General features: G+C 43.8%; 13 protein-coding genes. 10 read left to right on the forward strand and 3 right to left on the reverse strand.

Annotated elements, in window-relative coordinates:
• Positions 1-38: 38 nt before the first annotated feature.
• The 10 genes from LEP1GSC050_RS16215 (at position 39) to LEP1GSC050_RS16265 (ending at position 12,796) form a co-directional block, all read left to right on the forward strand.
• Positions 39-4,955, forward strand: a complete 4,917-nt coding sequence (locus LEP1GSC050_RS16215; RefSeq protein ID WP_010568799.1) for a TIGR04388 family protein — start codon at positions 39-41, stop codon at positions 4,953-4,955.
• Positions 4,952-5,464, forward strand: a complete 513-nt coding sequence (locus LEP1GSC050_RS16220) for a hypothetical protein (protein ID WP_010568800.1) — start codon at positions 4,952-4,954, stop codon at positions 5,462-5,464. Before LEP1GSC050_RS16215 ends, LEP1GSC050_RS16220 begins: the two co-directional genes overlap by 4 nt.
• A gap of 67 nt (positions 5,465-5,531) precedes the next feature.
• The gene (locus LEP1GSC050_RS16225) at positions 5,532-5,759 is read left to right on the forward strand and encodes a hypothetical protein (RefSeq protein ID WP_010568801.1); all 228 of its coding nucleotides are present in this window, start codon (positions 5,532-5,534) and stop codon (positions 5,757-5,759) included.
• A gap of 56 nt (positions 5,760-5,815) precedes the next feature.
• The gene (locus LEP1GSC050_RS16230; RefSeq protein ID WP_020987788.1) at positions 5,816-6,613 is read left to right on the forward strand and encodes a helix-turn-helix transcriptional regulator; all 798 of its coding nucleotides are present in this window, start codon (positions 5,816-5,818) and stop codon (positions 6,611-6,613) included.
• Positions 6,614-6,698: 85 nt separating this feature from the next.
• Complete coding sequence (locus LEP1GSC050_RS16235) at positions 6,699-7,586, forward strand: M24 family metallopeptidase (RefSeq protein WP_010568803.1); 888 nt, start codon at positions 6,699-6,701, stop codon at positions 7,584-7,586.
• Positions 7,583-8,821: an SMP-30/gluconolactonase/LRE family protein gene (locus LEP1GSC050_RS16240; protein WP_010568804.1), complete on the forward strand. Its 1,239-nt coding sequence runs from the start codon at positions 7,583-7,585 to the stop codon at positions 8,819-8,821. The genes LEP1GSC050_RS16235 and LEP1GSC050_RS16240 overlap by 4 nt, the downstream gene beginning before the upstream one ends.
• A gap of 277 nt (positions 8,822-9,098) precedes the next feature.
• A complete protein-coding gene (locus tag LEP1GSC050_RS16245; protein ID WP_020987506.1) occupies positions 9,099-9,479 on the forward strand; it encodes a DoxX family protein in 381 nt (126 codons plus the stop codon).
• Positions 9,480-9,889: 410 nt separating this feature from the next.
• Positions 9,890-10,171 carry a BrnT family toxin gene (locus LEP1GSC050_RS16250; protein WP_020987615.1) on the forward strand — a complete coding sequence of 94 codons (282 nt, stop codon included), beginning with the start codon at positions 9,890-9,892 and terminating at the stop codon, positions 10,169-10,171.
• On the forward strand, positions 10,110-10,397 hold the full coding sequence (locus tag LEP1GSC050_RS21150; RefSeq protein WP_084695326.1) for a CopG family transcriptional regulator: 288 nt from the start codon (positions 10,110-10,112) through the stop codon (positions 10,395-10,397). The genes LEP1GSC050_RS16250 and LEP1GSC050_RS21150 overlap by 62 nt, the downstream gene beginning before the upstream one ends.
• Positions 10,398-10,699: 302 nt before the next feature.
• The gene (locus tag LEP1GSC050_RS16265; RefSeq protein ID WP_010568809.1) at positions 10,700-12,796 is read left to right on the forward strand and encodes a hypothetical protein; all 2,097 of its coding nucleotides are present in this window, start codon (positions 10,700-10,702) and stop codon (positions 12,794-12,796) included.
• Between the two features lie 20 nt (positions 12,797-12,816).
• Here the strand turns inward: LEP1GSC050_RS16265 and LEP1GSC050_RS16270 are convergent, their stop codons facing one another.
• Genes LEP1GSC050_RS16270 through LEP1GSC050_RS16280 form a run of 3 tightly spaced genes read right to left on the reverse strand, consistent with a single transcriptional unit; the run spans position 12,817 to position 20,218 of the window.
• Positions 12,817-14,592, reverse strand: a complete 1,776-nt coding sequence (locus tag LEP1GSC050_RS16270; RefSeq protein ID WP_020987453.1) for a hypothetical protein — start codon at positions 14,590-14,592, stop codon at positions 12,817-12,819.
• A gap of 5 nt (positions 14,593-14,597) precedes the next feature.
• Positions 14,598-18,269 carry a hypothetical protein gene (locus LEP1GSC050_RS16275; protein WP_010568811.1) on the reverse strand — a complete coding sequence of 1,224 codons (3,672 nt, stop codon included), beginning with the start codon at positions 18,267-18,269 and terminating at the stop codon, positions 14,598-14,600.
• Between the two features lie 8 nt (positions 18,270-18,277).
• Positions 18,278-20,218 carry a hypothetical protein gene (locus LEP1GSC050_RS16280; protein ID WP_010568812.1) on the reverse strand — a complete coding sequence of 647 codons (1,941 nt, stop codon included), beginning with the start codon at positions 20,216-20,218 and terminating at the stop codon, positions 18,278-18,280.
• Between the last annotated feature and the right edge of the window lie 9 nt (positions 20,219-20,227).

Raw genomic sequence — 20,227 nt, forward strand, 5'->3', positions numbered from 1 at the left:
TTTATAACTCAAACCTGTCAGCGCGGAGAAGAGGGAGAATGGATTTTATGATTAGAAAAGGGCGATATATTCGTCATGATTCCATTCCTGAAAGGCTTATGTCATGCAGCATGCTCTCAATCTATTTTTGGGTTCTCTTTTTCCCGCTTTCTACCCTTTTTTCCCAAAACCTTAATAATTACCCGACCTTCGTAGCCCCTCAGTTTCAACAACAAAATCTTGATCAAGTTGTCAGCCTAGCAAATCAGTCCAATTCTTTAAATAACTGGGAAGCAATTTCCGGCCAAGGACTCAGCGCTATTAAGTCAAATTGGGAGAATGCTTCAGCTTTAGAAATAGAATCGCTCGTCAGTTCGATTACCTCAAGCCCTAATTCCGGTACGAGTTTACAAGATTATCAAAATGCGGTTTCGGCTTACTTGTGGGCACAGGAAAATAATGCCGAAACACAATGGCTAAATCAGGTTGATTCCCAACTCTCTAATGCACGTGACAATTTTATTAATGGTCAGTTAGCGATTAATATTTCGAATAGCACGACGCAAAACCAGCAGCTGGTAGTTACGAGTAGCGGAAATGTGAATTCAGCCATTGCAAACTCTGCTGATTATAGAACTGCACTTAATACTGGATTGCAAAGTTTTTCCGACTCTTTAACTGCATTACAAAGAACTTATGAGCAACAATTATCATCTTTAAACCAAACCGATGCGCAATATAAGACGAATCTACTGCAATTGCAAAGCTACGAAAATACTGTAAAGCAGGGTATGCAGACTTCGGTTTCACAACTTCAAACTTCCCTCCAAACTACAGCTTTATTCTATAATACCAAACCAAACGGAACTCCGAACTGGAATTCGATGAACCAATCCGGATTAGATCTGCAAAACTTGATTACTAGTTTAAGTCAGGGTCTCGCGAATGGAAGTCCGCTCTCGGCACTTGCAAATCAAATGGTCTCTTATCTTCAAGCTCAAGAAACTCAGGCACAAAATAATGCCACTTATTGGAGCCAAAAAGCTACTCCGTACAATTTATCGCTAACCGGAACTGTTCTCGATGGGGAGCAGGTATTAAACGGGCTACAAGATCTATATAATTATGGGAATTGGGTATCCTCTGCAAATCCTGTTATCGGAGCTATTAAGGGTTTCATCGATGGTGGAAGTAATAATCAAGACCCCACGTTGATTAACTATCTGTACGGTAACGATTTTAACTCGAACAACTACAGTATTTTAAAGATAAATTCAGCAGATTTTAAAGGATACAATACTGCTTACACGAATTATAGTGTATATCCCATCCAAACAGGCTATGCTGGCAATGACCTTTATTATTCTTCAGCAGGTTATAATGCATTCGATTTTAATGCTACAGGTTTAGGGTTTCTCGGCGGTTTTGTTCTTCAAACGGGCTTCTTCGCGGAAGATAAATTTGATTATAGCATTAATATTCAGCTTCAAGACAAGAATGCATTATCGAATTCGCAAGTTTGGAGTGGGTTCCAAAACAATTTAAGCACCGAATTAAATAGTTGGAATTCAATCACTTCATCAATTTCAAGTTGGGAGGGACAAATTTCTGCCTATCAAGCACAATACGCGACTTGGCATGCACAAGCAGCTATCTATACTGATAGCTTACAGCAATCCTATTCTACAGGAGTTGCAAATCTAAATTCTCAAGAACATAATTGGCAAAATGGCTTATTGGCTTCCTTTCAAGTCATTAATACTAACCCTGTGGCAAGTAGTTCCACGGATTCTTTAAAATCCTCCTTCTTAGATTCGGTTTCTCCTAAGATTACACAGGTACTTTTACCTTCCGACAATTCCGTTCTTTCTCCGGCTGCCCAAGCGCCAGTGATAGATCAAAGTAGTTTAAACAATACTTTATCTATTTTTCAACAATCTTTAATGGGTGCGTCTAACATAGCTTTAGAAAATCAGCTGAATCGACAAGCGATTGATGAGAATAAAAACGCTATTCAACAAATTGCAACTTCACTTGGGAGTAACGCGGTTGTCGATAGCCATGGAAACATTGTCTATACTACTTCGATAGAAGATGGACACGCTCGATTAAAGGCGGGTGGCGATGCAACAAACGCGAGCGACTATGAAGCAGCCACTGTTAAACAAAATATATTTCTTTCCTCGCCAGCCACAATTAAAATTGCAGCTGCGGGAGATTTGTTTCAAACTTGGAATACAGATTCGGTAATTTCTCAGAATCAAGCTAATCTTGATTCATTTAATGTTTCGTATAACTCTACAATTAATTCGCTAAATTCTCAAGTAGCAGCATTAAATTCTTTAAACGCAAAGAATGATAAAGCTTTTCAGGACGCGGCTCAGGCTGCCGCTAGTTTTGCTTCCGATCAGAAAAGCTTAGCTCAGGCATTGTTCCAGGGTGGAAATTTTGAGTCCTGGGTTAAGGGACAAATCCAGGACAAAGTGAATACCGCAATGGCAACAGCTATAGCCAACGCAACTGGAATGTCTCCGGACATGGCAGCTCAACTCGTAAGTTGGTTTGAGAAAAAACAGGCGGATAAGAAAGCAAAAGCCAAAGCTAGGACACAGGAGATTACTTCCGGACTTGTGACAGTCGCAAGCATAGCAGCGTCATTTATCGCAGGCCCAGAGATGATGGCAGTAGGGCAAGCTGCATTACAGGCGGTACAGGGCTACGAAAGCGGAGGGGTGGAAGGAGCACTTGTCGGAGCGGTGAGTGGGGCAGCAGGAGCTTACGCAAGGAAGGTCGGTGTAAACGTTAATGTTGCATATAATTCCAAAACAGGTTTTAGCGGTGGCTTGGGAATAGGCTCTTCTGAAGCAAATATTGGGGCGAACTTTTCACAACACGGAAGTACATCTTTTTCATTAGGAACGAAAGCTGGTAATATAAACTTTAATCCGAATACGGGCTTCAGCGGTAGTGTAAATGTTTGGGGAACAGAAGGCGGACAGGGCCTCATGGTTAATGTCGGCCAACATACTGGTCCAAGTTTAACATATCAAAATACGGATGAAGCTTCAGGAGTAGGCGGATCAGTTACTATCGACGGTAAAGGAAATACAACGGTAGCGGCAACATATAGAAACGCTACAGTCGTTTCAGCCACAGGGAATCTTCATAACCCAAGCAGTTTTGGAAATTTGGCACTAAACGACAATTTTAATAATGATCTAAACCAAAACTTGGCGATGAAGCGAGCGGACGAGAATTTAACGGCTGGACGTGCAGAGTTAACGGCCGGTAGAAATGCCATAGCAGAAACGGGAAATGAACCTCAGAAAGAGATCTTAAACAATGAGAATGCGAGTGCAGCAGATCAGCATGGAGTCTTGGCGACTCTTGCCAAAGCGGGAGAGTTTCTAACCGATCCTAGCTCGGCGTCTACTTGGTTGGGAAGAACAACTCAGGATGTCGTGGGTAGCTTCCTTGGTAGCACGGGTTTAGGTGCGAGTGATAGTAATGGGTTTATAGATAAGAACACCGGCAAGTATGTTCAGAGGACTTGTTTTACGGCAGGGACACTCATTCGGACCAAGGATGGCTTAAAAGGGATAGAGAAAATACAGGTAGGAGATTATGTATTATCGATCAATGAAAATAGTGGTAAGCTCTCTTACCAGAGAGTAAAACAATTATTTGTCCGTGAAGTTCAATCTGTTAATAAACTCACGTATGAAAATGGCTATGAAGTAACAACGACATCTAATCACCCGTTCTATTTGAGAGGTAGAGGGTTTACCGAAGTTAAAAACATAGGTTCGGATGAAAGGTCCGTTACAGTAGCGAGTATCCGTAATTCGCATTTAATCCAAAGCCGTTCGAACGTTTCGATTGGAGCATCCTTAGCATCGATCGGTAGCGAATCTTCCCGATCTAACTCAGCGTCTTGGTCGAACGAATATAATGGAACCCTTGGGATTTCTAAGATAGAAGAGGTTAAGGAAAAGACTAAGGTTTATAATTTCGAGGTCGAGTATAATCATACTTACTTCGTTGGAATAGACGGTGTGCTTGTTCACAATGATTGCATATTTCCTAATTTAGAATCCGCTCGGGGTCAAGAGCACGTAGCTGCAGTTAGAGATTTAGAGAACAAATATAGGTGGATTAAAAATGAGATTACGGGTTCGGATACTGAAACCCTTAATTCTTTCGGAGATTATAAATCCAAATTAAACAATATAGATTCTCTAATAGCCGCACACGGTTCGGAACTTTCCCCAAGCGAACGGAATACACTTACAAATGAAGTTCTGTATCGTAGAACGTTTCTTGCGAACGAGCAAGGTGGCCAGTTTGTAGATATTAGCGGTCGAGCTATTGATCCGAATCGGGTTTCAGACGTAAATATTGCCAATGGTAGTGGAGATCATGATTGGTTAACCACTAACAAAGGAAAAGAAGTGGCCGTTCATCCCGCGGATGGGGTTCCTGCCGGTATAGAACATCCCCCTTTTGACCCGATGGACTTGATTCCTCTAGGTCGCCTTGCCTCCGGAATTAAGGGACTATTTAACTTTGGTTTTAAATCTCTTTCTAAGGAAGGAACGGAAAAAGCTGCGGCGCAAGGAGCGAAGGAAGCTGAAAAAGCTGTTACCGCAGCCGCTAAGGAAGGTGAAGCAGGTGGCCTTAACTTATTTAAATGGAATGATCCTACTTCAACGAATCCATCTGGTTGGAAACAGGGGGATCGTTTCTTACTTCTTCCAAATAAAGGAAATCCAAGGGCGAACTGGGAACAAAATTACTCGCGGTTACGAGAAGAAATGGTAAAAGGTAAACCAATATATGAATCATTTGTTGATAGTTTTGGGAATTTAAAACCGACAAAATCAGGTAGTTTTTTAAATGCAGAAAGATATACTTTAAGGACAAGAGGTTGGACTTATGATCCGTTACAAAAAGCCTGGCTGCCACCAAAACAATGAGTTTAGTTATGATTTTACGATGGAATGAGCAAAGTTTAAACGATTTTGAATTATCTTTAAACCGATCTGGCTTTACGACTAAAGCAAAAAATACGAACTCAATTGAATTTGAAAAGACTGGTCAATTTGTACTTAAATACTTCAAAGATAGATTGTCTTACGAAGCGAATCTTTATATAGAGAGAATTAACGGAAAGAAGGATCAATTGATTTATTTGCAGGATATTGCTGAGAATATTGAAATAAAAGATCCAGTTAACGATCTCGATTTTTGGCTTAGGGCAGTTGAAGAAGTTTGTAATAATTTTGATTTCTATTTAGATTTATATAATAGTATGGCGATTACATACACAAAATCGGTTATTTCTGAGCCGTTTCATATAGAACTTAAAAAAGCATGGGAAAGGAATGATTACGCGGGAGTTGTAAAATTTGCTGAAAAAATATCGGATAACCTTTCTGAATTTGAGCGTAAGGCTATTGCTTTCTCGAAGCAGAGACTTTCATAAAACTATGGATTCGCCGCTCACATCCCGCGAGGGATGCGCAGGGCTTTGTCCAACACGGGATAAATAAATGAAAGGTAAGATAACAAGAGAGAGCGTGTTGGATGAGGGCGACTGCCCGAACCCGAAGCAGCCCGTCCGCCAGGGCGCGGCCATATTCGTTCTTTTATCTTTCCTTACGTCATCAATCGTCTCACCTTTATTCTCACTTAACTCAAAGAATGGAGGAATGGAAGGTGCGTTATTGGGAGCGGCAACAGCATACGCAAGACAGTTCGGAGTCCAGCTTTTCTGTTAGAAGTTAATCCCAAGGATAATATGCCTAAAACATTCGAAGAAGATTTGGAATCGTAAATGGACTTTCCTCGTAAAGACATTCTTTATCTATGGAACAGTCGCGTGATATTCGCCACGAATGCAATGCAAACCGATTTTCATGAACATTATGCAGCTACCTTGGCGGTTTCATTGAAAACGAACATATGTATTGAGACCGACAAAGGTAAAGAAGAATATAGGGTTGCTTTGGTCGCACCGAATACTTATCATCGAACGGTTTCCCCCGGAGTGGAGATGGTATCTTTGCTGATCGATCCTGAAACGTACGAGTACGGAGCTATCTCCGAATTCATAGGAACAGGAAAGGTTAAACGATTGGAAATTTCCGCGTTCCTTCCTTTGATGGAAAGATTGTGGGAATTATATTATGGAAATTTAAATGATGCTCAAGCTTGGGAACTCCATCTTGACTTGTTGCAATGCGTATATCCTTTTCGAAAATTGGAAAAGAAGATAGACGAAAGAGTCAAAAAGATCGCGCATAAAATTCGAACGGAATTGCCGGATAGCATTCGGATGAAAGAGATAGGCAAGGACTTTTCGATTTCCGAAGATCGACTGATTCGTCTCTTTAAGGAAAATTTAGGAATTCCTCTCAGAAGATATCTATTATGGGTCCGGGTTATGAGGACGGTGAAACTTTTAAAGGAAGGAAAAAATCTCACCGAAGCTGCGCACTTCGCGGGGTTTTCCGATTCTGCGCATTTTACCCGCACGTTTAAGGAGAATTTCGGATTCGTGCCCTCTTTTTTTTTCGGTAATTTAAAATCGATCGAAGTCCGATTCTGCGAATCCGAAGGCTTCGGCTCTTAAAAATTTTCTAAAATACCGGAATCATTCAATACAAACGGCGCAGGTTCTGCTAATCTATTTTTCAGTCGAACATAGAGAAGAACGTATGCCAGTACAAACAGAAAAAGGATTCTTATCCAGATTATCCTCCAGGATCTCTCGATATCGCTCCGAATCAATCAAGACTCCGAATGATGAGGAGAAGGAAGGTTTTCGAAAAGCTCAAAGACTTGCCTATCAATGTGTTACCGAGATCGAAAAGGAAATGCAGGAAGGATGGACAGAGATCCAAACCGTAAAACGTATGGATACTTTTTTAAGGGATCATGGAGTAAGGGTATTTTTGCACCGGCCTTTTGCCTGGTTCGGAGAGCATGCAAGATTTGACGGTTTTAAACGGTACACTCAGTTTCATCCCAGTAAAAAAAGATTAACTTCAAGCGAGTCCTTTATCCTGGATGTTTCTCCCGTAGTGGACGGATACATCGGAGATATAGGCTACTCCTCCTCTTTAGGCGAACATCCTGAATTGAATTCCGGAATGGAATATCTTCTGAAGCTTAGAAATGAGATTCCCGGGTACTTCACCTCTTCTATGAGTGCATCGGAGATTTGGTGGAAAATCGATCGAGAAGCCAAGCAAAACGGCTTTGACAACGTGCACTCATTATATCCGTTCGCGGTTTTAGGACATCGAATATATAAAGTAAATCTTCCTAATATATCCTTTCCTTTATTGCCGATCAGTTTTGCCAGTTGGTTTAGTTTTCAGGGATCTTTCGAATTTTTAAGTCATAAGGTCTTACCGGAACTTCTAACTCCCGATCATGAAGGGGATAAAACCGGCTTATGGGCGATCGAACCTCATCTCGGCAAAGGTAAGACCGGCTTTAAGTTCGAAGAGATCCTAGTCGTGGAAAAAGAGAGAGCCTATTGGCTGGACGAAGATGTTCCTCATGTAAAGAAAGTTAGGAAATTGCAAGTAGCAAAATGAAACTAAATCATAATTTTATTATATCTATCCTTATTTCGTGTGTAATCGGCTGTAATCCGGAAAAAATCAAAATCGGAGGAGCGTATCAGTTGGGAGATATCCCGCCGGGTATCTTAGAAGTAGAGGCAAAGGAGGATCCGTTTTTGAACGGGTTGAAAGTGGAAATGACCGATCTGCCCGGTCACGACGATTTGATTTTTGATTCGGAAAAAAAGCTGGGGTATGCGTCGAGTATGGACGGCTGGATCTGGAAACTGGACTGGGCTAGAGGAAAGTCTTCTCAATGGTTGCGTCCTCCCGTAAATCCTGCCGGCATGCAATATTCCGACAGTAACAAGAACAAGATTTTGGTCTGCGCCTCTAGATTAGGAGGAGAGCCCTACGAAGAAACGGATCGGGTCGGTCTCTATGAGGTTGAGATCGCTACCAAGAAATTAAAACCTTTGGTATTGGATCTCCCGAAAACGGAAAAAGAAGAATTCGAAAAAGTTTATACATCCTCCGAAAGACGGCCTATTTTGTTAAGAGACCTAACTTCCGCCAACTCCAGACCGTTTTCCCTTTGCAATGATCTTGCCGTATCTGCGGATGGAAATCGCATCTATATCACCGAACCGTTCGAAAGACCGGCAGCGTCAATGGGGAGCGGCGCGGTACCGGAAGCGATCGGCTTGTATCCTCATGGTAAACTTTGGATGTACGACCGAAAAACAGAATCCGTCTCGTTGGTCTTAAACGGATTCACTTTCGTAGACGGAATCCTTTTGGAGGAAAATCCCTCTGGGATGGAGGAGTCGGTTATTTTTACTGAGACTTCCAAATTTAGAATTCTACGAGCTTTTATCTCAGGTAAGAACGAAGGAAAATCGGAAGTTCTCTTTGAAAATTTGCCCGGTTTAGCGGATGGCCTCGAACGGGATGAAAAAGGACGAATCTGGACCGGGATCATTAAGCGAAGATCCGGACTTATCAACTTTGTTCATGGTAATCCTTGGATGAAGTCCGTCCTTCTCCCTCTTCCGCAGTGGATTTTGCCGATCTCTAAAAAAACGGGCTTTCTCGTTCTGGACACGAAAGCAGAGAAGGCTTTATATTACTCTTTGCATGACGGTTCCAAGATTAGGGACATTTCCGTCGCTGTTCCCTTTGGAGGAAGAGTCTATTTTCCTTCTTTCGATCGATCTTCGAGAGGATTGTATTCCCTTGCAGTCCCGGAGTTGAAACTAGCGGAATGAAAACACCGCCGTTTAAACGAATTCCTTTTTGATAATGATGAATTAGATATAAAATTAAATTCCTTTAATATTTTGAACGTTCTTGCTCGGCATAATGAGGAAAAAATTCCGCTTAGATGGCGAAAAAATTCGGAAAAGCACGGCGTTTATTAGAGTATCGGGCGCAATTTGCTGGAAAAAATGTTAACGTATGTTAATGACAATCCTAAGAAAGCTCAGGAAGAATATTGAAACCATTTAAACTACCTTTAAACGTGAGAATTAAATGGAGAAAAATATGGAATTAATTGTACTGTTAGCACGAATTCTTTTCGGGGCTATTTTTATCGTTGCGGGACCGGGACATTTCTCTTCGGAAAGAATTGCACATGCCGCGCAACTAGGGGTCCCGTTCGCTTCCATCGCGGTTCCTCTTTCGGGAATTATCGCATTTTTTGGCGGTTTGAGTATTGTTCTTGGGTTTAAGGCAACCTGGGGCGCATGGTTAATCGTGTTATTTCTCGTACCAGTCACGGTTATGATGCATCAGTTTTGGAACGTTACCGATCCTACGGCTGTCCGTATTCAGCAGGCAATGTTTATGAAGAATCTTGCGATGTTAGGCGGAGCTTTGCTAATTACTCATTTCGGATCGGGACCTTTTAGTTTAAAAGAGTGAGTTTCCGCCCATTATTAGCGGAGAAATCAGATCGGTTTGAATATGAGAGAGAGGAAACATATTCTTTTCTTATATTCAAACTTATAATTCCAGATTAGGACACTGATGCAATGGTTGAATATTAGGGAAGGTTTCAATAGCCGCGCGAAATTTCACGGGCAATATCTTCAATTCCGGCTTTAAATATTCTTCTATTCAAAAAGTATAAAACTTAAAATTAGATGCGATTGGAGTCCATGCTTAGTTTTTTAAAGATTTGGTGAAACGGCTCGGACATCCTTTGCTAATTCATTGCGGGCATCCTAGCCTGCGCTTATGAACTCGGTCGGTAGGCCCTTTTTTATACATATAATTATATGTATAAAAATATGTATTGACGGCAATTTATTATCTATCTATTATTTAGGTGCATGGATTTTGAGTGGGATTCTACGAAAAACGATGAAAACTTGCGAAAACATGGTTTAGATTTTTTCGAAGCCCAACGAGCATTTTTGGACGCCAGACGAGTAATTACTATTGATGAAGCTCATTCGTCTGAAAATGAAAAGAGATACTTTTGTTTCGGATTGGTTGATTCGTTCGTGGCAACGGTAAGATTTACATATAGAAATCATAAAATTCGGATTTTTGGAGCAGGATACTGGAGAGAAGGTAAGAAAATTTATGAAAAAGAAAATAAAATACACTGATGCGCCGTCTTCAATTTCTTCGTCTATAAAGTCTTCAGTCGTTGTTGAGGATTTTCTGCCTCCTCCAAATAAGCTTATTTTAAAGGAGGAAAATTCGAAGGTTACGATAATTCTTAGTAAAAAGAGCATTTCATTCTTTAAGGATCAATCTAAGAAATCTGGAATTCCATATCAAACAATGATTAAGAAAGTCTTAGATTTATATACTGATCATTATAGTAAGTAATAGATGCCCACTGTGTAGCGGCCGCCGAGGCGCCATCCTTGGATTGATTTTTAACTATAGACACACGAGACTGTCGGCTAAGTACGGCTTGGCTACTGCGCTGCGGGATCGCTTCTCAACCCTCGCTTGGAATTCATCAAACACGACTTTGTCACTCGTCTCGCCTGCGTGGACTCCGAAGCAACTCTTGATAATGTCCTGAAAGTTTCGCATAATTCTCTTTTTTGACTTGATTTGAACATGCATGATGATTTTATTCTCGTGGTTTAAAGTCAGTCTTCGATTTTCATTATCGGAGTGGCTTGAGTCATCGAAGAGACTTCACGGATGCGGAGTCTTTCGTTTATTATTGGCAGGATAAAATGAGCCGCACGTTAAATGTAATTTTTTCTCCCACAGATTCTCGAGGTAACACTATCATCTATGTCCCCAACCAATCCGGTGATCCGGTATCCTCGGGCGAAACATTCCAGATTCAGCTCATGAATACTAGCGGGCAAGCTGTCCTATTAAAAAAAGGGGATCCGGTTGGTGATCAGGCGATTCCCTCTAATTCGTTTTTGCTTAGCATATTCCTTCCTGAAATTTTTACCGCCTCCGATTTGGAGGAGGTCATGGTCAGCCCTCAGGAGAATTGGAAGATAAAATGCTTTTCGGATGACGGAATCTACTTAATGCTCGCTCCGGTTTCGGATACAAGTATTCCGGCAAACGGAAGCCTTACGCTAAAACTTTCAGGATTCAAAACTTCCTCTCCTCGTCAGATTCCGCAGGCCTTGAATCTTAACTTGAATAATTTGGACGCGCCCATTGTCGGCGATGGAATCTATTCAACTCAAGCAGAAATACTCCAAGTGCCGAAGCAGGGGAACAAGGATTTGATTTTAATCGCAAATGCCGAAAATTCCCCGGTCGTCTACTTAACTCCGTCCGATGCGCCCGCGAATAATACGAACTCCGTCAGTTTCTATTTGACCAATCGCGATCCTAACGCGGCTCAAATACCGGCCACAGCGAACGTCTCCTATATTAGGATTTCCTTTGATACCGGACAGGATTTGGGAGATTTGACCGGCGCTGCCGATGCGGAACTTGCAAATGTTTCGCTGATACGGGAATACCAGAATTTATTCTCCCTTTCCGTGGAAAGAATTCGGAACATTCCCACCTGGAAATTTACCGCAAGTACGGACGTTTTTCTCAACGGAGGAAGCAATGATCGTTTAGAATTCCAGCTGGATAATTTAGTCAGTCATATCCAGCCCGGGATCGCCAATGTTTATTTAGAATTTTTTAATATCCCAGGATTTAACGACGGTTATGCGACTTTCTCCCTACAAAAAGAACTCCCTGCCGCGGTGATTAGCGCCTTTTTCATCTCGCCGTCGCAACTCGCTTACGGGGATTCCATCACGTTGCAATGGCAGACACAAGGAGCTGAATATTGTACCTTAAGTACGAATATCGGCAGTCTTTCGGATCAGAACGGCCAAACCATCCAGGCCTATCAAACTTTTCCGGCAATGGAATCAGGCCTGAAAGTCACCCCTGTTTTGCCTCAATTGCAAAAATCTAATTCACCTATTTTGTTCTCGGTCGGAATTTCCGCGTTTACCCAGGACGGTCGTAGCAATAGCAAGCAAGAAGGAATTTTAATCGAACCTGTGGGCTGCTCGTTGGCGTCTTCCGTGACCGGTCCGATTAAAGTAGGAGATTCGGTTCAGTTAAGTTGGAGTTCTCAATTCGCCCATTCTCTTTCGATCGATCAAGGGATCGGAAATGTAGCCGCGAGCGGTTCAGTTAACGTTTCTCCTTCGCATGACACGACATATACGCTCACCGCTCAGGGATTATACGGTCCGATCACTTCTGCGGTTACCGTGAAGGTGCAATCCGTTAAGATTAACCTTTTTCAGGCGAATGTGTCCAGCGCCAAAATCGGCGATCCGATCGGCTTCTTATGGGATACGGAATTCGCGACCACCCTCGATATTAACGGAACCCAATTGCCGTCCGGTAAAGGAAGCATCGACCTTTTCTTAAGTCGTTCGACCGAAGTCTTCACTTTAACCTGCAACGGGGGAAATGGTCCTGTCTCTCAATCCATTTCCATAACGGCGACGGATGGAGTCGAGATCACTAGCGTCGGAGGTTTATGGGAATCGAATAAATTCTATTTCGAAGAAGCCATGGCCGTTTTCAACTGGACGACACTTCGCGCAGTTTCCTGCCAAGTCACCGTTAACGGGGGAGTGGTCTCCACTGCGCTTTCGGGAAGCGCTTCCGTAGGTGCAGGAACGGGGGATAATCCGCAAAGTACGACGTTTGTTGTGACGGCCCAGGGGCCGGGAGGTCCCGTCTCTCAAGCTTACACCGTGGTCCCGCCGTATAGCGTTTGAATCGATTTCTCTCTCGCTACTTACATTGCGCTCGTGACCTCAACGTCGAAAGACTGCGTTAGCGAGGTTCCGTCTTTTCCTTGGCAGACTAAGGTGAAGGTTTGGAAATTGTTCATGGGAAAATCGGTAGATCCCGAACTAGCTACTTTAGATCCGTTCAGAGTTACCGAGATTGCGAAGGCTACGTCCCAGCTGATCGTAACCGGTTCCCCGATTCCGACAACGTATGCGCTGGGCTTAAAATAGTTGATCACTAAGACGTCTACGGTTACGACTACGGAAGAAGTTACCGTGCGCAATCCCGTAGCCGTTAACGTGTATCGAGTCGTATTTTTGGGCGAGACGATAATATCTCCCGAGTCTTTGACGGTACCGATTCCCGGATCGATCGTCAACGTCCGTGCATTTTGGGATGTCCAGCTGAGCGTGACGGAGGTCCCGGGTGGAACCGGATTCAGGTTGGAAGCGGAGAGATTGCAGCCGGGCGGAAGAATTTGGATGCCTAATTCTTTGCTGCTACTTCTTCCATCTAAGCTAAACGCATGCAGCGAAATGGAAAAGACGATCCCTCCGGAAGCCGGAATCACTGCAGGCGGAACAGGGATGATTTTTATCCCCGATTCGAGAGTCGGGAAGGATTGAAAGGCCGGGATTGTCTGGTTATTTTCGTCAAGCAGACTTCCGGTGGCCGCTTCCAAGGTGCAATAGGAAGCTCCTTCCGTTTCCCATTGCAACCCGATTTCAGTACCCCCGACAATTGCGTACGACGAAGCGAAAAAGCCGGTAATAATCGCCTCGGGATATTCCTTTGTCAAGGTAAAATCGGAATAGCCGTCGTTGTATCCTGGAATATTATAATATTCTATATAACATTTTGCGATTCCCGGCGATAGATGGGTGATCAGCTTCTGGATATTGAATTCGATTCTATCGTTACTTCCACCGTTTAGAAAAACATCGGTTGCCGCGGTGAATTTCCAGGTGGGAATTTGGCCGATGCGTTCGAAATTTAACGTAAAGCCGTTTTCGTACGCTCGTTGAATATTTACGGTGATTCCTTCCAAATCCGCGGCTTCCGCTATGTCCCCCATCCCCTTCCCCGTATCGAAGGAAATTCTGATATACGTTTGGTTCGCTTTAGCCGGAATTGCGTTGAGCGAGCGACCCGAATTCAGAATATAAAAATTAACCGTATTCTCGCTGTTCGGAGTATTCCCGCCCGGTGTGATAAAGACTATGTTCCCGTCGATCGTTCTCGATTCGATGCTAAGATCCTTATTTCCTTTTTTCGGGACCTGTTGGATGAATATATTGAAGTCGTATTCTCCGGTACCTATTGCCGAAGCGTCCACATTCAATACGTTGATCGCAAGTTTTTGCGGAATTTGCCTCGGAGCGGCGACGAAACCGATTAAAGTGAGCGAGATGATTCCTTCGGCCGGGAGCGTTAAGTCGCTAGCCGGGCAAATGACTAGATAATTTCCGTCGTCCGTAAACGACTTTAGCTTCCAGTTCGCCGGGGAATTCAATCGGATGGAAGAAAGGGAATCCGCCCCGATGCTCTCCGGTAGATAGATGACGAGCAGGGAGGCCGCTCCCGAAGTTTGTCCGTCGGGTACGGGCTCTCCGCCTTTCAGCGAAATCGGTGCACTTCCGTTATTCGTAATTGTTAAGGTAAAATAATTTTCGCTAGAAACGGACTCACCGTCCGCATTCGGAACGTATAATATTCCGTTCTGATTCGAGTCGACGGGCGATATGGAAAGAGCTAGGCGGTTAGTTGCAGTGATCGTCATAAAGTTTATTCTCCGTTGGAATTTTGTTTCGGGTCGGTAGCTTTTATTTTTAGCCATCCTTCTCTAAATAGCAGATTACTGGAAAAATTCGTCTCAGTATGGACCTTCTCGATCGAAGAAAGATTCTGCCAGGAGCCGGACTCCTTTTCCACCCAGGTCCAGTCCGTTCCGGCTATAAGCGGTATAGGTACTTGGAGACGGTCCGATGGAGTCAAAACGGGCGCCGTTTGAAACGTTACGCTCATCTTTTCCAACGCCTGCGCATAATGATATCTCGGGATATCGATCCTTTTTTGGGGAACGATTCCCGTAGTGGCATGAATTGAAGCTCGCGGATCGACGAGAAGTAGAACCGTCGTAGGATCCTCTGCAGGATCCGGTTTAAGGGTAATTGTTGTTTCCGAAGGGATGGTGATTGTCGAATCGGAGCCGTCGGAGTGCGAGGAGTAGAAAACGGAGAAATCCGTTTTGCCGTCTTTTTCCGGATAAAAGCCGAGTAATCCGTCTTGGTATTGTAAGGCGCTTCCTAATCTAAGAGGAAAGGAAACTTGGGTGAAGCCCGCGACATCGCTTCGGTTCTGATTGCTAATATTATAATGTAGCGAGGCCCAACTTTGATTTTGAACCGGATTTCCTTTTAACTCCACCTTTAATTTCGCCCTCACAATCGCGATCGGTCGACCGATGAATTGAACTAAGCTAGTAGTCTCGCTGTAGTTTTGCGGTTCTATAAATTGCAGGGATTTGTCCAGCGTGCTTATGAACGATTTCAAAAAGGTTTCCTTCCTATTTAGAATATTAGAAACGAATTCCAGAATATGCGAATTTTTGAATGTTTGGTTCATCTTTTGCGAAAAATCCGCATCCTGAACTCGTATCGTAATTAGGGGATTGCTACCCGGAGAACTTTCGAAAAAGATACCGCTATCATCGTAAGCTGCGATCGATCCTAATGAATTTCCGTCTTGGTCGTATAAAATCAGGCTCCCGTCGAGATAGTTCGGTAGAATCCAGCCGTGGATCGGCGAATTGATGCTATTCATTTCTTCCGCGTCGTCGTACGTCGATAACCAACGAAACAACAATCTTGCCGGCTGAACAAAGCGCGGAGGAAGGAAAGCTGGATAAATATCGTTTTGAACAGAAAGGCTACGGGAGGCTACCGTAGGCGGGGTGTCATAATCGCGATATTGACCGAAAGCGTCGATCACTCTTAGTTTCTGTATACGCGCAAGCCCGCATCGGATCGGGTTAAAGTTGATTTCCGTCAGGGGATTAGCGTCGTTCGTTCCGTTGACGAAGCTCTGTATTTTTTGGTTAAATGTCCTTTCGAGTCCGCGCGCCAAAGGATCGTGTACTTGAAATTGCATCTCTTGGGCTTGCATTCCCAATGCTTCGTTGAATCCCGAAAGTGCCTGCGACAAAACCGGAATATTCACTGCCTGTTCGAGGATCTTCTGAACGATCGGATTCGAGGAATACTTTTGATAGTCGTTTACTCGATCTTTCAAATTCTTAATCGCTTGGGGAGTCAGTATCGTAGCGCCGGTATAGTTTTGCTCCTGTCCCAATCCTTCTCCGCCGTATTTTAAGTCCGTTTCTCCGTCAGGAAGTTTACAATTCTTTTGAATAAAATCGGGGATATAGTTCGGTAGCGCAATTCCTTGGGTGACTGTTTCAATCGTCTGGTATGGTCGAAATGCAAAATTCCACTGGAGAAGAATCGGATGCCAAGGACGATCCCATATATTAAATTGTAACGGTGAAGGTATTACACCGGACGCGATATGATTCTTGTAAAATGTCTCCGACCCACTCGAGTCGAATTCGCTCCGCAATTGTTCCAAGATGCCAGGGATAGAAGATGCTTCACTTGCTTTCAGAAGGACTCCCCATTGACTTTTATCCAAATAATACAATTCCGAGAGAACTAGATCGGGTAGATTCCCCAAAGGAATATTGGAAATGTCGGAGTACTTAGGCAATTGGCCGGATACTATCGCATAAGATTTTCCCGAAGACGTGAACTGAAATGCTGTGATTGTTTGCGTGTCGAGTCGGCAGAGTAACTTACCGCTCTCAGAAAACGCGCCGTCGAATCCGTACCTGCTCGAGGGCTGAAGATCTTTGCCGGAAATTAATACTATCGGATCATTGGGTTTGTAAAATCTAGGCGCTTCGATTGCCTTTAGAGAATATCCTTTTCCGATCTCATCCGAAATTTTTTGCGAAAGGGTTTGGATTTCGGAAGTAAGCGTGGAGAGATTATCGGAGAGAACTTGAAACTGCGATTGGTCGCCCGTATTCGCTTCGATGAATTGTCTTATATCATTCGAACTTACCGGAGGCGGATTCCCGGTTGCAGGATACAAAGACGCGATGAACTTATACCAATCCGCGAATACCTGTTTTTTTATGGAAAGGATCTGCGCGGAATTTTGATCCGCTTGTATTTGATATCGATTTAATTGATTGAGATCTTTAGAGACTTGCTCCGATAATCCGGTTGCGTCTTCGGTTTTCGGATCGGCCGGGATGATGGTCCATAATGTTTCCGTTTGTTTAGTACCGAAAAAGCTTTTATGCAATACTCGTTGCAGGTCGGCCATTGCCCCTACGTCCGTTAATTTATCTAGATATCCGATCTGCAAAGCCTCGATAAAACGCTCCAATTGGCTCCTGCTCAAACCGGGTATTTGGATCAAAGCGGAAAGAAGGCTCGCTAATCCTTCCGAGTTCGTATTTGCAAGGGCGACTTGAGTTGCGCTCAAATCCGTTTTGGAACTTATGTAATTCGTCGTCGGATTCCATTTTACGTTTCCGAGCATTCCCACGCATGCCATCTGTGAAATGGAATCGATCTGAGTTTTGTCGGGGAGCTCCCAGTGGAAGGTATCTAAAGTTTTAGCAAGATCGTTGGATGAATGAATCGGATCATTGTTTTGATCGTTATACCAGCCAATGACAGCATAACTGATCGAATAGTTGTCCGGGTTAAAATTGACCTGATCTGCGAATGTATCTTGAAATCCGAATACGGTTTTACAATTCGGATAGTACGAGGCAAACCGAGGCTCCCCGTATCCGATCGCAGTAAGAGGAGTTAATCTTTCTATATTCGGGTCCGGACTTTCGGACCATTTTTCCAATTCTATCGCTCTTCCCATATATCGAAAAGGCGGATTCGTTTGAGAGAAGGCGAAATTGCCGCCTTTATTAAAGGGAATATTCGTGTGATCGTAATATGTATTTGCGTCCGTAGATAGAAAATCGGATTCCACGATCCAAGATTTTTGAGTCGTTTGCGATCCATCTCCATCCAAACTTGTTAGTATTCTTGTGACTAACCATCGATTCGGAACATTCGGAAACTGAATAGATACGGCGCCTGTGTCCGTATTTTTTATCTGCATTCCTTGCGTAAGTGCATCCGGTAGAGCCCAATGAAGATGAACGCCTATTTTTAACGGCAAACTTTCCGTTTGAAAAGGTTTGTTCACGAACAGATCGCTAAGATTCGGTCCTTGTGGGCCGCCCATATACGGTAATGTGACGAAGTTTGCAGTCGCAGGTGCGGTGAGAGAGGTCCGCTGCTCCGAATCTTCCTTTCCTATGCACATAGCATCCAAATCAATCGGGACGAGTAAAAAAGAGGACGTATTATTTGTCTGGCTCATCGATTGAATTACTCCTGAGTTTTGAGAAAGCTGATCTTATCCACGCCTTCCACCATCTGCATTGCGAATTGAGCGGAAGTAAATTGATCTGCAGTGACGTTTAATTTCTGCACTATTTCGTTCGTAAGAAGGTCGATATTTAGAACGCCGGTGTAATCTCGAAACGGAATATTATTCAAGATTAAATTAGTTTCCAAATCTCCGTTCGGATCCCTGAGTTCCTTGCTAAATGTCTGATCGAAGTCTAATCCGAAATGAACTCCCTCGGAAGGAAGTTGGATATCCACTTGAAGTAATTCTCCCGCAAAAAGGCATAGTATCACGTCCTTAGACAGATGATCCATTCGCAGGCATATGAGCTGGTCGGTTGCGAGATTGTTCGCATCTTTCTGCGGAGTTGCGTAACCCCTGATTTCGAGATTGGGCCAACCTGCAACGGCGGAAGATCGAAGAAGCACTCCCGCTATCTTTTGAGGAACTTGAGGAGAGGGATTTGCACCGGATGATAATTTCCTGACTTTCATCGAGGTTTGCACGACGGATTGTCGAATCGAAGTCGCAGTTTTTTGGTCGCTTGCAAGATCTCCGGCAGTGGAGCGGCCGATACTAAATGCTCCGTCAATTAAGGAATCCACCCAATTCGTATCTAGTTCGAAAAACCGAATCGATTCCATCGGGAGCATTCGTTCGTCAGGCACTAGATAGGAAAAGGGAACTCCGATCAATAGAGAAAGTTTTCCCAGCCAACCGTTTATAATGTCCTGCCAGTCTGATCCGCTGGGCGCATCGGCGGCAGCTAAGGATGGATCGCCGAAAAGTTGGCTGATCAACTCCTTTTCGGCGACCAAAATATCCTGCCGTTTTTGGGAAAGTTTCCAGCGATACAGTGCTATAGAGAAAGAACGACTTTGCAACCCTAAGAGTCGACCTAACTCCCAAGCCGCAGAATAGGACAGGTTAAAGATTCCGTTGTTGGAATCGTATAAAGTCAATTCGTCTGAGGAAGAGGCGGGAAAGGCGGCCGTTACCGGAACGGCATACGGCACAAGCGGTCCTCGATACCAGGAGACTGTTTTGTCCCCCTGTCGTAAACGGTGCGGTAGAGGTAGACAACCTGACTTTACCATGTTTTGAGCAACTGTAGAGAGTCCGGGAAGGTCAGGCAAACGCGGCGTTGAAGGATTTCGATTCAGATTGGAAACTAAATGCTTGAATGTGAATTGTTCTGACTCCGCGGAAAAACTCCATTTGCTTAGCAAAACAAGCGTGACATTCCCCATTGAATCAGGAGCATAGCGGGAGTTTATTAGAGAATCATAATATCCTTCTAAAGAAACGAGATATGCGGTGTTAACCGAGCCGGGTTTCCCGATGCGGTTCCCCACGACTATCGCAAATTCGCCGGGTCCATCTTCCGTTGCGGTCGCTTTGTCCGAAGTCTCCACGAGTCGAACATGAGTGAGTCGGTTCATTTCACTTTCGAGGGGAATGATCGAATCTAAAATTTTCTTGGGTAAGCTAATAGTTTGACATGAATCCGATATCTGGTCGCCGGATTCCAGCGGCCACCCGAGGTTTCCAATCGTCACCGTATTCGTTTTCACCTGTGCGAATTCCGAGGAATCGATTAAGAGAATGGCAAGCCAAGGAGTGCCGCTGGTTTCCGTTCCTGCAGTTCTTTCCCAAGGTAAGGTAGATTTGGAAATTACAATGTGAGGTAAACAATTGGAAAAGTCTCCGAAACTTCCATCGGGAGGAAAGTAAGCGACAATCTCCTCGGAAGCGATTTTGAATCGCTCTCCTCTTACCGAAAGGACCTTGGTTTCCGAAAACGAATCCGTATCTCCAAAGCCCAAGTCGACTTGGTGTTGTATTTGGATCGTGTAGTCTCCCGATTTCAAATCCGGACGATGATATTGTATGAATTCCACTGTTCTGTTATCTGACATGAGTTCTCT

The organism is Leptospira broomii serovar Hurstbridge str. 5399 (assembly GCF_000243715.2).
Classification (GTDB): Bacteria; Spirochaetota; Leptospiria; order Leptospirales; family Leptospiraceae; genus Leptospira_B; species Leptospira_B broomii.

Coding starts and splice junctions, on each gene's coding strand:
- LEP1GSC050_RS16215 (WP_010568799.1), top strand. CDS start 39: ATGGATTTTATGATTAGAAAAGGGCGATATATTCGTCATGATTCCATT.
- LEP1GSC050_RS16220 (WP_010568800.1), top strand. CDS start 4,952: ATGAGTTTAGTTATGATTTTACGATGGAATGAGCAAAGTTTAAACGAT.
- LEP1GSC050_RS16225 (WP_010568801.1), top strand. CDS start 5,532: ATGAAAGGTAAGATAACAAGAGAGAGCGTGTTGGATGAGGGCGACTGC.
- LEP1GSC050_RS16230 (WP_020987788.1), top strand. CDS start 5,816: ATGGACTTTCCTCGTAAAGACATTCTTTATCTATGGAACAGTCGCGTG.
- LEP1GSC050_RS16235 (WP_010568803.1), top strand. CDS start 6,699: ATGCCAGTACAAACAGAAAAAGGATTCTTATCCAGATTATCCTCCAGG.
- LEP1GSC050_RS16240 (WP_010568804.1), top strand. CDS start 7,583: ATGAAACTAAATCATAATTTTATTATATCTATCCTTATTTCGTGTGTA.
- LEP1GSC050_RS16245 (WP_020987506.1), top strand. CDS start 9,099: ATGGAATTAATTGTACTGTTAGCACGAATTCTTTTCGGGGCTATTTTT.
- LEP1GSC050_RS16250 (WP_020987615.1), top strand. CDS start 9,890: ATGGATTTTGAGTGGGATTCTACGAAAAACGATGAAAACTTGCGAAAA.
- LEP1GSC050_RS16270 (WP_020987453.1), bottom strand. CDS start 14,592: ATGACGATCACTGCAACTAACCGCCTAGCTCTTTCCATATCGCCCGTC.
- LEP1GSC050_RS16275 (WP_010568811.1), bottom strand. CDS start 18,269: ATGAGCCAGACAAATAATACGTCCTCTTTTTTACTCGTCCCGATTGAT.
- LEP1GSC050_RS16280 (WP_010568812.1), bottom strand. CDS start 20,218: ATGTCAGATAACAGAACAGTGGAATTCATACAATATCATCGTCCGGAT.